This window comes from Myroides profundi (assembly GCF_000833025.1).
Lineage (GTDB): Bacteria > Bacteroidota > Bacteroidia > Flavobacteriales > Flavobacteriaceae > Flavobacterium > Flavobacterium profundi_A.
In genome coordinates, this window is record NZ_CP010817.1 from 3,493,738 (window position 1) to 3,506,286 (window position 12,549).

The following is a 12,549-nucleotide window of genomic DNA, read 5'->3' on the forward strand; positions in this document are numbered from 1 at the left end:
GTAATTATTCTTTGTCTGATGATTGTTTATCAGCTGTTAGCTTTTCCTCTTTACAAGCGTCTAAAGGAATATTATTATGGTTATCATATCGATTCTGTAACTCATCTACTACAGACTTATCCCATAGTTTTATCCCTGTAATATAAGCAGTTCTTGCAATTAAGAATGCTGCAACCGGTGAAGTGATAAACAAGAAAAATATAATAGCTAACACTTTAGTCGTTGTTGAAAACTCTGCAAAATGTATAGCTGCCGCTGTAAGAATACAACCAATGCCTAAAGTCGCTGCCTTAATCGTAATAGACAGTCTTGTATAGAAATCAGGCATACGTACAATTCCTATAGAAGCTATTAACACAAATACTGCTCCTACAGTACTTAATATCATTATCACAATATCAATCATCTCTATTCCTTTTTAATAAATAATAGGCAAAAGCCACTGTACTCAAGAATGCTATTAACGCTAATATCATTGCCACATCTAAGAATATTGGATCATTAGCAATCAAGCTAAACACTCCAATAACCCCTACTCCTACTGTAATCAGTAAGTCTAGAGCAACTACTCTATCTGATACACTTGGCCCTTTCAGAAATCTTATAAATATGAAGATTAAAGACAAGCTGATGATAGGCATAATTACATATATTAAATAATCTTCTACTGTCATCGCAATATCTCTAATAGTTTAGTTTCTGTTCTCTCTTTCATATTCTTAATAAACTTGTGTTTATCTCTTAAATACATAGTATGTATATAAACATAACTTTTATCTTCTGCAATATCAATCACCATAGTACCTGGAGTTAAGGCAATGATATTGGTCAACATCGTAATCTCAAAATCTGTCTTAGCATCTAGATTGTACTTAATGATACCAGGTGTTGTATGATAATTAGGTGTCATTACATCTATCGCTACACGTAAGTTAGCCTCCATCATATCATAAAGAAAATAGAGGATAAAGATCATAATCTTCGGTACACGATAGAAATATTCCTTATCTGCTTGCTTAGATCGTCTCGTTAGCATCCATAAAATAAAGAATCCTGCTGCACCTCCAAAGATGAAGTTAGAATAATTTAACTGTCCTGTTAAAGCAACCCAGACAAATGTCAATAATAAATTAAGTAAAAAGTACTTCAACATAATCTGCTTATTTTAAATGATGCATTACTGATTCTATATAGATTGATGGGTTCATTAATTCGTATGCTACACGTTCTGCTACTTTAAATACAAAAGAAGCATTAAACCCGATCAACAAGGATACTACAGCTAATCCAATAACTGGTAATACTAAGGCTATTTTACCTCTAGTATGGAACGGTGCGAAATAATCTACCTCTTCCGCATTCGGTTTTGGCAAATCTTTCCAAAACACTTCTGACCAAATACGAGCTACAATAAATAAAGTAATAAAGCTCGCAAATATCAAGGTTCCTAATAACACATAACTCTCCTGCTTAAAGGCCTCCTGAAACAAAAGAATCTTTGGCCAGAACCCAGACAATGGTGGAATACCTGCTAGAGAGAATAAGATAATCGCAAAGACGATAGACAGCTTAGGGTAGTCCTTATAGAACCCTCCTAATCGATAAATATCTTGCGTTACACGTATCTTTTGTATCAGACCACTCATCATAAAGAAGTTACTCTTCACAATGACATCATGGATTAGATAAAACACTACTCCTACAAAAGCTAGCTCTGTATATATACCAATACCCGCTATCAAATACCCTATATGACAAACAATAAAGTAAGATAATATTCTTCTAATATTTCGCTTATTGATTACTCCTAGTGCTCCACTTATCATCGTAAGAATAGCAATAACTATAAATACTTGTAATACAAAGTCATCAGGTTCGAATACTACTGTGAATACTCTTATCATAGAATACACTCCCATCTTAGTCAACAATCCTCCAAACACAGCACCAATAGCTGATGGTGGCGTATGGTAAGATGATGGCAACCAAAAGTACATTGGGAACACCGCTGACTTAATACCAAAACCAACAAAGAATAACAATGCGGTCACTGTTACTAATCCTCTATTTTCCACTGCTGCTACATGCTCAGGCAAGTCTGCAATATTCAAGCTACCTGTTATCCCATATAGAATCCCGATAGCGGTTAAGAAGATTACTGAAGCTAGCATATTCATAGTTACATACTTCACAGCACCTTCCATCTGTCTCTTTTTTCCTCCTAATGTCAATAAAACAAAAGAAGAAATAATCACTACTTCAAACCACACATAAAGATTAAATATATCTCCTGTCAAAAAGGCTCCCATCAACCCCATAATTAGGAAGTGATAGATAAAGAAGTGCCCATATCGTATACGACTAATATTAGTCGCAGCTGTTGAGTATATACCTACAGCTAATGACACAATAGCTGTAAGCATCACCATCGTAGCGCTCAAGGTATCACCTACGAAAGTAATTCCAAATGGGGCTTCCCAGCCTCCCATTTGTAAAGTCATATTTCCATTCTCCCATATTAAGGTAAACAATCGCAAACTCACACAGAAGCCGATAATGTTACCTATCACACTCACCGTCTTTTGTGCCTGTACATTCTTCCAGAAGAACAACAGGACTATAGCCGTCAGCATGTGCGCAAATATAGGTGCTAATATAAAGTTCGAAATCATATATCTAAATCTTGGATATTAAGTGAATCTAAATCATCTGTTCCAGTTGTCTCATGCACTTTTTTCAATAGAATAATAGCAAAAGCTGTCAACCCAAAACTGATAACTATGGCTGTCAAGATTAATGCTTGAGGTACAGGATCTGCGTACACATCTGTAAAATGCTTACTCTCTCCATTAATGATAGGCGCTTTACCTTTGGTTAATTCCCCCATCAAGAAGATTAATATATTGGCTCCATTACCTAGCATCATAAATCCTAAAAGTAACTTAACCATACTTCTACGCAAGATCAAGTATATCCCTGCAGAATATAAGATTCCAACTAATAATACTAATAGTAATTCCATACTTATCTCTTTTATTCACTTTCTGAAATAGTTAATAATATAGTCAGCACTACACCAACCACTACTAAATAAACCCCGATATCAAAAAACAAGGCAGTTCCCACAGAGCCTATAACAGCTACATTATCTGCAAACCACACTCCTGTCATAAATGGTTTTCCCAAAATTACAGGCAAAAAACCACTTATAAAAGAAAGTGTCAAGCCTATCGGGATTAACATTCTCGGTGGAATCTGAAACAGTCTTAACGTTCTTCTAGTCGTATAAGCAAAAGCATGTAATACAAATGCTATAGACGCTATCAACCCTCCTACAAAACCTCCCCCAGATAAATAATGTCCTCTCAGTAATACAAAAAGAGAGAATAATAATAACAGAGGTAATAAATAGTTAGTCGCTGTCCTCAATATCGTTGAGTCCAGCTTCTTTATATCGTACTTATTTTTGTTCTTCATCTTCTCTATATTTTAACATACTGAATACTCCTAATGCCGCGATAGATAATACTATCGTCTCTATCATAGTATCAAATCCTCTAAAGTCTACTAAGATAACGTTCACCACATTCTTACCTTTAGCAAGTACATATACATTCTCTGCATAATATCTACTGATATCTTTATCTGCTGGAGATACTAAAGCTTGTAAAGTGATAATAGAAATCAGAATACCAAATGCAATAGAAATAACGGCATCTCTAAACTGTATCTTTCTATTACCTAATTTTAAGAATGGAGGTAACTTAAACAGTACCAAAATAAATAGTACAGTAGTCAAAGTATCAATAGCGAACTGCGTCATTCCTAAATCAGGCGCTCCGTAGAATACGAATATTAAACAGATACAATATCCCACTACTCCAGTAGCAGCTATTGCAGTCAATCTAGAGGATGTATTAATTGCAAAGACAATTGCTACAACAGCAATTAAGAATACGACTAACTCATAAGCTCTGAACTCAGACAGTCCAGTCGTGTTCACACGTAGTGGTACATCTGCAAATAACTTATATCCTACTAATCCCACAAAGAAAACAATGATTACAGCTAGGTAAGATCTTAGATATCCGTTATGGAAGATCCAAGTATAACGGTATGCTAGTACTCTGAAAAACTCTACGATGATAGAGAATATATTCTTAGGTGATACCTTCTCGAAGTTCTCTACTACACATAACGGATTCTTCCATCTCTTAAAGATGATATACACTATCGTACCTAGCACTATCGTACATCCACTTAATAATAAGCTAGTATTTACACCATGCCATATCGCTAGAGGCATCTCTACGACAGAACCGTACATAGCACTAAAAGTCGCTAAGATGATTTCGTGATACGCTATCGCTGGTAATACTCCTAATAGTAAGGTAAAGAATCCTAATACTACAGGAGGAGCTATAAGTGCCCAATCAGGTTGATGAGAGATACAGACGTTCTTAGTCGCTTTGCCAAAGAAAGGCTTTATACCAATTAAGAAACCTGAGCCCGTCAAAAACACATTTGTGAAGAATAAGGCACCTACTAATATCATCGCTAAAGTCTCATCCATATAATGAAGTCCACTCTCATAGATCAACTCTTTCCCAATAAACCCAAAAGTCAGAGGAATACCTGCACATGATAATGCAGCAACAACGGCTGCAACACTTAACAGAGGGAAATACTTACGCAGTCCTCCCAACTCATTAATATCACGAGTATGTAAAGCATGATCTATAATACCTGTGATCAAGAAAAAAGCTGCTTTATACAATGCGTGTGCTAATACGAATACCGCCATAGCATATAGCGCTATCTGAGTACCTATCCCTAACAAGAACATTAATAGTCCCAAGGCAGATATAGTAGAGTAAGCTAATATTCCTTTCATATCTTTTCTAAAGACACTGTGAAAAGCGCCGAATAGCATCGTCACGCCACCTACTACTAGTAAGATTGTGTTCCACTCCATCTTACCTCCTAGTATAGGAGTGAATCTAGCCACTAGATACACACCCGCCTTCACCATCGTAGCAGAGTGTAGATAAGCTGATACTGGTGTAGGAGCCTTCATCGCTCCTGGCAACCAAAAGTGAAAAGGGAATTGTGCAGACTTAGTAAAAGCTGCTATGAATAAGAAAATGATAATTAATAAATAGAAAGGACTCTCTCGTAACACATCACTCTGTCCTAATAATTCGTGGATAGAATATGTTCCGGATATAGTTCCTACGATTACACCAAAGGACAGTAAGAAGAACCCTCCTAATCCTGTAATGGCTAAAGCCCATAATGCACTCGTTCTAGATTCTTCTTCTTCATTATTAAAACCAATCAAGAAGAATGAGCTTATACTCGTAAGCTCCCAAAAAATAAACAAGGTAATTAAATTGTCAGAAGTGACTACTCCTAACATTGCTCCCATAAAAACAGTGAGGTAGCAAATAAAACGGTGTAACAGAGGATGCCCTCTTAAATAAGAAGAAGCATATAAATATACCAATGTTCCAATTCCAGAAATCAATAATCCAAACAAAAGTGATAGACCGTCTATTTTAAAGTCTAAATTGATTCCTAATGAAGGAATCCATTCAGTGCTAAATAGGACACTATTAAATCCGTCTTTTACAGAACGTAAAAAAGATAATAGATATAAAAAAATTGAAAATGGAAGTAGGGATATTAATGCTACAAATTTAGTTTGTACAAACTTCTTTAGAAATAATACTCCAAAAGCAAGTACAAAAGTGAGAAAAATTAATGTTAGCATATTTTGTTTATTTCTCTAAATATATATTTTCAGTTTGATGTAAATATATACAAAAAAAATAAATTTTAACTTATAACTTGCCGTATAACAACAAATAACATCCACATTTTTCTCACCTTCACCCTGCCAATAGGGAATTAAAGGCAATTCCCTTAATTTAATCTTATTTATTCAACATTTCCCATAATTTATCCTTTAACTCCATTAGCCCTTGTTGAGCCACAGAAGAGATAAACATATATGGTACTCCATCTAATTCAGCATCTAGCTGTTCTTTTAATTCTGATTTAAGCTCATCATCTAGCATATCACACTTAGTAACTACTAAAAGACGATCTTTATCCAGCATTTCTGGATTATATCTTCTTAGCTCATCTATTAAGATGTCATACTCTTTTTTAATATCATCAGCATCCGCAGGCACCATGAATAATAAAGTAGAGTTTCTCTCGATATGTCTTAAGAAGTAATGACCTAAACCTTTACCTTCTGCAGCTCCTTCGATAATACCAGGAATATCTGCAATCACAAAAGATTTAAAATCTCTATACGACACGATACCTAAATTAGGCTTCAGTGTTGTAAACGGATAATCCGCTATCTTTGGTTTAGCTGAAGTAAGTACAGATAGTAATGTAGATTTACCTGCATTAGGGAATCCTACTAATCCGACATCAGCTAATACTTTTAATTCTAATATAACATCTAGCTCTTCACTAGGCATTCCAGGTTGTGCATATCTAGGAGTCTGGTTAGTAGATGATCTAAAATGCCAGTTACCTAATCCTCCTTTACCTCCTTCAGCTACAATTCTCTTTTCGCCGTGTTCAGTAATTTCGAATAATACTTCACCTGTCTCTTTGTCCTTCACTACAGTTCCTAATGGCACCTCGATAATTCTATCGTCACCATCTGACCCTGTACTTCTAGAACTTCCTCCATCACCACCGTGACCTGCTTTAATATGACGTGCAAATTTAAGGTGAAATAAAGTCCATAAGCCTTCGTTTCCGACTATGTATACGTGACCTCCGCGACCTCCGTCACCACCATCAGGCCCACCTTTTTCAATAAATTTTTCTCTGTGTAAGTGTGTAGATCCTCTACCTCCCTTACCAGAAGCTACATATATCTTTACGTAATCGACAAAATTCCCTTCAGTCATTTCCTTTAATTTTTTTCGTCCTTATTGCACCATACAATAGGAATTGGGCGGCAAATGTAATATTTTTTAGCGAATGTTATAAAGTACCTTATATTAAAGTATCTATAACTTTGCTTAAACGTCCTGTAATTTCTTCGATAGAACCAATTCCATCTACAGCGTAGAATTTATTTTTTGCTTCGTAGAACGCGATAAGAGGAGCTGTCTTCTCATTATACTCTGTATAACGTGTACGGATCTTAGCCTCATCTTGGTCATCAGCTCTACCACTAGTCTTACCTCTCTCTAGGATACGTGCTACTAATACATCATCATCAGCCTCTAAACCTACAGTTCCTGCAAAAGTGATTCCTTTCTCATTCAATAGTTTTTCTAGTGCTTCAGCTTGAGCGATTGTACGAGGAAAACCATCGAATAAGAATCCTGATTTATCCATATTCTTGCTCACCTCTTCTGCCAACATATTAATTGTAACACTGTCTGGAACTAGTTCTCCTTGATCCATATATACTTTAGCTTGTTTACCTAGCTCAGTATCGTTTTTTAAGTTAAAACGGAATACATCTCCTGTAGAGATATGTGTTAAATTATACTTTTCTTTTAAAAACTCAGCCTGTGTACCTTTCCCAGCACCTGGTTTTCCAAATAAAACTATTGCAATCATTATTTATTGTTTATTCTGTTAGTCTAATCTTTATTCTTTAATTTGGTATATCTCTGGTATATTTCTACCGTACTTATCATAGTCCATTCCATATCCTACGATAAACTTATTCTCAATCTCAAAAGCTACATAATCTAAATGAATATCTTTCGTATAAGCCTCTGGCTTTAAACATAGCGTACATATACGTACTTCACTAGGCTTATGCTGATCAAATAATTTCTTTAACGCTACTAGTGTATTCCCAGTATCTACGATATCTTCTATAATAACTACTCTTCTATCAGTAACATCTATATCAAGTCCTAATAACTGATTAACTTGATTAGTTGATTGAGTTCCTATATATGAAGCCATTTTAACGAAACTCATTTCACATGAGCCTTTATAGTGCTTCACCAAATCAGAAATAACCATAAACGAACCGTTTAAAACCCCTATAAATACAGGAACATCTCCGTTCATATCCATTTCTATTTGTTCTGCGATTTCACGCAATCTAGTATCAATCTGTTCCCTAGAAATAAAAGGAACAAACACTTTATCCAATACTTGTATTTCCATTGTGTCGAAGTTGTTCGTAATTTGCAAATATACAAAAAGAATACAGGTTTATTCGTTTCTATGCAAAGGATTTAACCTAAATAACCAAAAAATAAACCTCTATAATTTACTTTTTGGCCATTTGTTTTTAAAAACAAAAAACGTAGCGCTATTACACGCTACGTCTAAAACAAACTAATTCAATCTAACTCTAAAACCAAAGTTTATAGTTCTATCGTTGAGATTATTTTCACTACTTAAAACGTAATTTCAATTTTAATGAGCCAATTCACAACTCATAACCTACCAAATATAAGTTAATTTTTTTAACTAAAAAATATTTATTTAATATTTTATTACCATACCGAAATAAAAAATAACCAATCAATACCCCACAAAACTATAACTATCATCAAACAAACAACATATTAACTAAAAATTAATCACAAGAACCTCCTTTCTTAACTATACAAATAGTACTTCTGTAAAAAAACTTTTCACGCTATTTCTTACGAGAATATAATTCTATTCTTATCAAACTCTCATTATCTCTTCTACGATATCCTCTTATACTTAGATATAATGTATAAAACTCTTACTTCCACATAAACAATATCCCAATCCATCATTAATACATTCATACCCCTTGAACTATTCCACTATTCTCCATTCATATATACCTTGATCAGTAAGTGATATCAATCTGCTCGGGTAGTGATAGGCTATTTTTGGTACTTTTAAGCCGACCACATGCCGACCACCCCTTCCAAAAAGGTAAAAAAGACACATCTTCCCCTATAATCTTTACACCTATATTTTATATCAGCTCCATCCAATAACATACTCTAGATAACCAGAGTAAGCTATTCAAAACCTTTTTAAAACAGAATAAGCTCTTTTCAAAATCAATGTTCATTACATCTTACCCTTAAATATAAAACCAAACTAGGCATGAGGTGAATTTTAGACTTACTCTTTTATATTTTTAAATTATCTTTGCTCAATAACAATACAACTACACAATGAATTACTTTTCTACTGATTTCCGTTTGGGAATATTAGGAGGAGGTCAATTAGGTAAAATGCTCCTATATGACACTCGTAAATTTGACATCGCTACCAATGTACTAGACCCTAGTAAAGATGCACCCTCTCAGTATGGAGCACATCAGTTCTTCCAAGGGGATTTAATGGATTTTGAAACTGTTTATCGCTTCGGTAAAACAGTGGATGTCTTAACGATCGAAATAGAAAATGTCAACTTAGATGCACTAGATAAGTTAGAAGAAGAAGGGCTTAAAGTATTCCCTTCTCCTAAGACACTTCGATTAATCCAAAATAAAGGAAATCAAAAAGATTTCTATACTACTCATAATATCCCAACTGCTCCTTATAAGAGATTCTCTGATATAGAAGCTCTAAAAACAGCAGCTACAGCTAATGAAGTAACGATGCCATTCGTATGGAAGTCAGCTCAGTTTGGGTATGATGGTAATGGAGTAAAAGTAGTTCGCACGATTACTGACTTAGATGCACTACCTAATGTAGAGTGTATCGCTGAAGTGATGGTTCCTTTTAAAAATGAATTAGCTGTTATCGTAGCTCGTTCTGCTTCTGGAGAAATCAAAACGTATCCTGTAGTAGAAATGGAATTCCACCCAGAGGCTAACCAAGTAGAATATGTGATTTGTCCTGCGCGTATCGATAGCGCTGTAGCAGATAAGGCAAGAGCTATCGCTCTTCAAGTTTCTGAGAAATTTAATCATGTAGGTTTATTGGCTGTGGAGATGTTCCAAACGCAAGATGACGATGTACTAGTGAATGAAGTAGCTCCTCGTCCTCATAACTCTGGGCACTACTCTATAGAGGCAAGCTATACTTCTCAATTCGAACAACACATCCGTGCTATTCTAGATTTGCCATTAGGGAATACAGATAGCAAAGTGGCTGGTATCATGGTAAACTTAGTAGGTGCTGAAGGCTATACGGGTCAAGTTTACTATGAAGGAATGGAAGATATCTTAGCGATAGAAGGTGTGACTCCTCATATCTATGGTAAACGCGAGACTCGTCCTTTTAGAAAAATGGGACATGTAACAATCGTGAATAGTGATATGGTTAAAGCTAGAGAAATAGCGCAGCAAGTAAAAGAAACTATTAAAGTAATCAGCAAATAAATCTTATGAAAATAGCAGTAGTAATGGGCAGTACATCTGATATGCCTGTAATGCAAGATGCAATCAATATTATTAAAGAATTCGGTGTAGAAGTAGAAGTGGATATCGTATCTGCTCACAGAACACCTGAGAAACTAGTAGACTTCTCTTCTAATGCTCATAAGCGTGGTATCAATGTGATCATCGCAGGAGCAGGAGGAGCAGCACACTTACCTGGTATGGTAGCTTCTATGTCTCCACTTCCTGTGATCGGAGTACCTGTTAAATCTAGTAACTCTATCGACGGATGGGACAGTGTACTATCTATCTTACAGATGCCTGGTGGTGTACCTGTAGCTACAGTAGCCCTTAATGGTGCTAAAAATGCTGGTCTTCTAGCGATACAGATATTAGGTAGTCAAAACGAGGACCTTCGCAATAAGATGGTAGACTATAAAAATGGATTAAGAGAAGCGGTGCTTAAAGCAGCAACCGAAATAAAAGGTCTTTAGACCTTTTATTTAAATTAAGAATTATAAATTAAAAATTAAGAATCATCACCCTACGGGTGAGGGATGACTCAGCAACTTAGATATAACCGAAATATGGAGTAAGTATATTACTTCATATTTCGGTTATTATTACTTTAAAACCTATAACTACCTTGTTACTTTATGAAACAAGAAAATATAATACAGACTAAAACTTATGATTTTGCTGTAAGAACCATCCGCCTATATAAACATCTATCTGCGACTAAAAAAGAATATGTACTAAGCAAACAACTTCTTCGTTCTGGTACTTCTATAGGTGCTAATGTTGAAGAAGCCCTTGGTGCACAGACAGAAAAAGACTTCTACGCTAAATTATCTATTGCTTATAAAGAAGCTCGTGAAACTCATTACTGGATTAGATTATTAGCAGACACAGACTTTTTGACTATTCGTGAGAAAAACAGCTTACTTCAGGATTTAGATGAGATTCTAAAAATCATTGGTAGTATCAGAATTACTATACAAAATAAAGAAAGAGTTACACAGAATAAATAGGTATTTAAGCTTTCGTAATTCTTAATTCGTAATTTGAAAATCGTAATTAAAGAAACAGGCTGTGTTGGCATGCGGTTAAGATATCTCTGACGATTCTACTTATAGGAGAGTTATTATTCACCCCGTACATACCTAAATAAGGTAAGTTCTGTATCACCTCATCTCTCCCTTGATACACCACTTCTTTACACAGTTTATCTATAGCATTACACTCTACTTCTGTTAGCTCAGTACCCTCTTGTACTTTCTGCCATGACGTAGATGCTAAATCATAAAAAGCTTCTCTACGCGCGTGATATGCTGCCTGTAGTTTCACTAACAATTCTGTTTGGAACTGTTCATAAGCGCCTCTTTTGAGTTTATTAAAATATACCTCTACTTCTTGTAGAAAGTGGTATTGCATTCCCAACTGATTCACAGCTAATGTAAACTTTGCAAACGGATAAAACGGGAACTTATAAAGTGGGGTGTCAATAGTACACGCCTCACTTGTGATACTAAAACTGCGTGATTTAGGTACGCGTAATTCTTTTGCTACGATAGAATGACTCCCTGTAGCTATTAGTCCTAAAGTATCCCAACTATTCTTAGTTATTACTTCAGAAGGCAAAAAGAAAAATGACTTGTATACAGGTCTACCCTCTACATCATACTGCAATTCCCCGTTGACTTCGAGATGGCAATTCGCTGTAAAAACTGTGCAATGGTGTAATCCTGTTACGATATCCCAAGTCCCATTGATAAGATAATACTCTCCATCTTCTCTTGCTACTCCACTCACCTTACCACTGCCACCAAAACACACTTTTGTATCCTGAAAAACTTTGTTACTTTCATTAGCATCTAAAAATCCTACAAACATATTAGCTCCTGCACATAGTGTCACGGTCCATCCTAAACTCCCATCTATAACTGCTAACTGCTCTTCTACTCTTAACGCATCGATAAAGTCTACTTCTAAACCATTATATTGTTTAGGCACAAATAGGTTGAATAAATTGTTTCTATACAGCACTTCTAGTTGTTCTTCTGTTAGATGACCTAATTGTTCTGCTGTAGTTATATTGTCTTTAAGTATTTGCACATCGGCATCACTTAGATACTGTTTCATAATATGTTGTTTTGTCTACAACAAAGCTACCGCATTAAAACACTTTAAACAAAAAAGACCTCATCAGTAATACTGATGAGATCTCTTC

Annotated in this window: 14 protein-coding genes; 3 read left to right on the plus strand and 11 right to left on the minus strand. The window is 35.3% G+C overall.

What is annotated here, in order from left to right; all coding sequences use genetic code 11:
• Positions 1–4: 4 nt before the first annotated feature.
• The 10 genes from mnhG to hpt all read right to left on the minus strand — a co-directional run bounded on the left by mnhG (position 5) and on the right by hpt (position 8,166).
• Positions 5–406 carry a monovalent cation/H(+) antiporter subunit G gene (mnhG, locus tag MPR_RS15475; protein WP_041894068.1) on the minus strand — a complete coding sequence of 134 codons (402 nt, stop codon included), beginning with the start codon at positions 404–406 and terminating at the stop codon, positions 5–7.
• The gene (locus MPR_RS15480; RefSeq protein WP_006259512.1) at positions 399–674 is read right to left on the minus strand and encodes a cation:proton antiporter; all 276 of its coding nucleotides are present in this window, start codon (positions 672–674) and stop codon (positions 399–401) included. Before MPR_RS15480 ends, mnhG begins: the two co-directional genes overlap by 8 nt.
• Entirely contained in the window at positions 671–1,153 is a 483-nt protein-coding gene (locus MPR_RS15485) for a Na+/H+ antiporter subunit E (RefSeq protein WP_006259513.1), read from the minus strand. Before MPR_RS15485 ends, MPR_RS15480 begins: the two co-directional genes overlap by 4 nt.
• Positions 1,154–1,160: 7 nt before the next feature.
• Positions 1,161–2,672, minus strand: coding sequence for a proton-conducting transporter transmembrane domain-containing protein (locus MPR_RS15490; protein WP_041894072.1), 1,512 nt, complete (start codon positions 2,670–2,672; stop codon positions 1,161–1,163).
• Positions 2,669–3,022, minus strand: coding sequence for a Na+/H+ antiporter subunit C (locus MPR_RS15495; protein ID WP_006259515.1), 354 nt, complete (start codon positions 3,020–3,022; stop codon positions 2,669–2,671). Before MPR_RS15495 ends, MPR_RS15490 begins: the two co-directional genes overlap by 4 nt.
• A gap of 11 nt (positions 3,023–3,033) precedes the next feature.
• On the minus strand, positions 3,034–3,477 hold the full coding sequence (locus MPR_RS15500; RefSeq protein ID WP_041894075.1) for a Na+/H+ antiporter subunit B: 444 nt from the start codon (positions 3,475–3,477) through the stop codon (positions 3,034–3,036).
• A complete protein-coding gene (gene mbhE, locus MPR_RS15505; RefSeq protein WP_041894079.1) occupies positions 3,461–5,773 on the minus strand; it encodes a hydrogen gas-evolving membrane-bound hydrogenase subunit E in 2,313 nt (770 codons plus the stop codon). Before mbhE ends, MPR_RS15500 begins: the two co-directional genes overlap by 17 nt.
• Before the next feature lie 163 nt (positions 5,774–5,936).
• Positions 5,937–6,938, minus strand: coding sequence for a GTPase ObgE (gene obgE / locus MPR_RS15510; RefSeq protein ID WP_006259518.1), 1,002 nt, complete (start codon positions 6,936–6,938; stop codon positions 5,937–5,939).
• Between the two features lie 88 nt (positions 6,939–7,026).
• Positions 7,027–7,602, minus strand: coding sequence for an adenylate kinase (locus tag MPR_RS18965; RefSeq protein ID WP_006259519.1), 576 nt, complete (start codon positions 7,600–7,602; stop codon positions 7,027–7,029).
• A gap of 30 nt (positions 7,603–7,632) precedes the next feature.
• Positions 7,633–8,166, minus strand: a complete 534-nt coding sequence (gene hpt / locus MPR_RS18970; protein ID WP_006259520.1) for a hypoxanthine phosphoribosyltransferase — start codon at positions 8,164–8,166, stop codon at positions 7,633–7,635.
• Between the two features lie 1,001 nt (positions 8,167–9,167).
• Between hpt and MPR_RS15525 the strand changes: the two genes are divergently transcribed.
• The 3 genes from MPR_RS15525 to MPR_RS15535 all read left to right on the plus strand — a co-directional run bounded on the left by MPR_RS15525 (position 9,168) and on the right by MPR_RS15535 (position 11,350).
• Entirely contained in the window at positions 9,168–10,322 is a 1,155-nt protein-coding gene (locus MPR_RS15525) for a 5-(carboxyamino)imidazole ribonucleotide synthase (protein WP_006262083.1), read from the plus strand.
• Positions 10,323–10,327: 5 nt separating this feature from the next.
• Positions 10,328–10,813 (plus strand): 5-(carboxyamino)imidazole ribonucleotide mutase, encoded by a 486-nt coding sequence (gene purE / locus MPR_RS15530; protein ID WP_006264727.1) that lies wholly within the window; start codon positions 10,328–10,330, stop codon positions 10,811–10,813.
• A 162-nt stretch (positions 10,814–10,975) separates the two neighbouring features.
• Positions 10,976–11,350 (plus strand): four helix bundle protein, encoded by a 375-nt coding sequence (locus tag MPR_RS15535; protein WP_016650406.1) that lies wholly within the window; start codon positions 10,976–10,978, stop codon positions 11,348–11,350.
• 46 nt (positions 11,351–11,396) lie between these two features.
• Here the strand turns inward: MPR_RS15535 and MPR_RS15540 are convergent, their stop codons facing one another.
• Entirely contained in the window at positions 11,397–12,461 is a 1,065-nt protein-coding gene (locus tag MPR_RS15540) for an acyl-CoA dehydrogenase family protein (protein WP_041894084.1), read from the minus strand.
• Positions 12,462–12,549 lie beyond the last annotated feature (88 nt).

What these genes read in the sequence shown, in the direction of transcription:
- mnhG (WP_041894068.1), bottom strand. Translation starts at nt 406, where the DNA reads ATGATTGATATTGTGATAATGATATTAAGTACTGTAGGAGCAGTATTT.
- MPR_RS15480 (WP_006259512.1), bottom strand. Translation starts at nt 674, where the DNA reads ATGACAGTAGAAGATTATTTAATATATGTAATTATGCCTATCATCAGC.
- MPR_RS15485 (WP_006259513.1), bottom strand. Translation starts at nt 1,153, where the DNA reads ATGTTGAAGTACTTTTTACTTAATTTATTATTGACATTTGTCTGGGTT.
- MPR_RS15490 (WP_041894072.1), bottom strand. Translation starts at nt 2,672, where the DNA reads ATGATTTCGAACTTTATATTAGCACCTATATTTGCGCACATGCTGACG.
- MPR_RS15495 (WP_006259515.1), bottom strand. Translation starts at nt 3,022, where the DNA reads ATGGAATTACTATTAGTATTATTAGTTGGAATCTTATATTCTGCAGGG.
- MPR_RS15500 (WP_041894075.1), bottom strand. Translation starts at nt 3,477, where the DNA reads ATGAAGAACAAAAATAAGTACGATATAAAGAAGCTGGACTCAACGATA.
- mbhE (WP_041894079.1), bottom strand. Translation starts at nt 5,773, where the DNA reads ATGCTAACATTAATTTTTCTCACTTTTGTACTTGCTTTTGGAGTATTA.
- obgE (WP_006259518.1), bottom strand. Translation starts at nt 6,938, where the DNA reads ATGACTGAAGGGAATTTTGTCGATTACGTAAAGATATATGTAGCTTCT.
- MPR_RS18965 (WP_006259519.1), bottom strand. Translation starts at nt 7,602, where the DNA reads ATGATTGCAATAGTTTTATTTGGAAAACCAGGTGCTGGGAAAGGTACA.
- hpt (WP_006259520.1), bottom strand. Translation starts at nt 8,166, where the DNA reads ATGGAAATACAAGTATTGGATAAAGTGTTTGTTCCTTTTATTTCTAGG.
- MPR_RS15525 (WP_006262083.1), top strand. Translation starts at nt 9,168, where the DNA reads ATGAATTACTTTTCTACTGATTTCCGTTTGGGAATATTAGGAGGAGGT.
- purE (WP_006264727.1), top strand. Translation starts at nt 10,328, where the DNA reads ATGAAAATAGCAGTAGTAATGGGCAGTACATCTGATATGCCTGTAATG.
- MPR_RS15535 (WP_016650406.1), top strand. Translation starts at nt 10,976, where the DNA reads ATGAAACAAGAAAATATAATACAGACTAAAACTTATGATTTTGCTGTA.
- MPR_RS15540 (WP_041894084.1), bottom strand. Translation starts at nt 12,461, where the DNA reads ATGAAACAGTATCTAAGTGATGCCGATGTGCAAATACTTAAAGACAAT.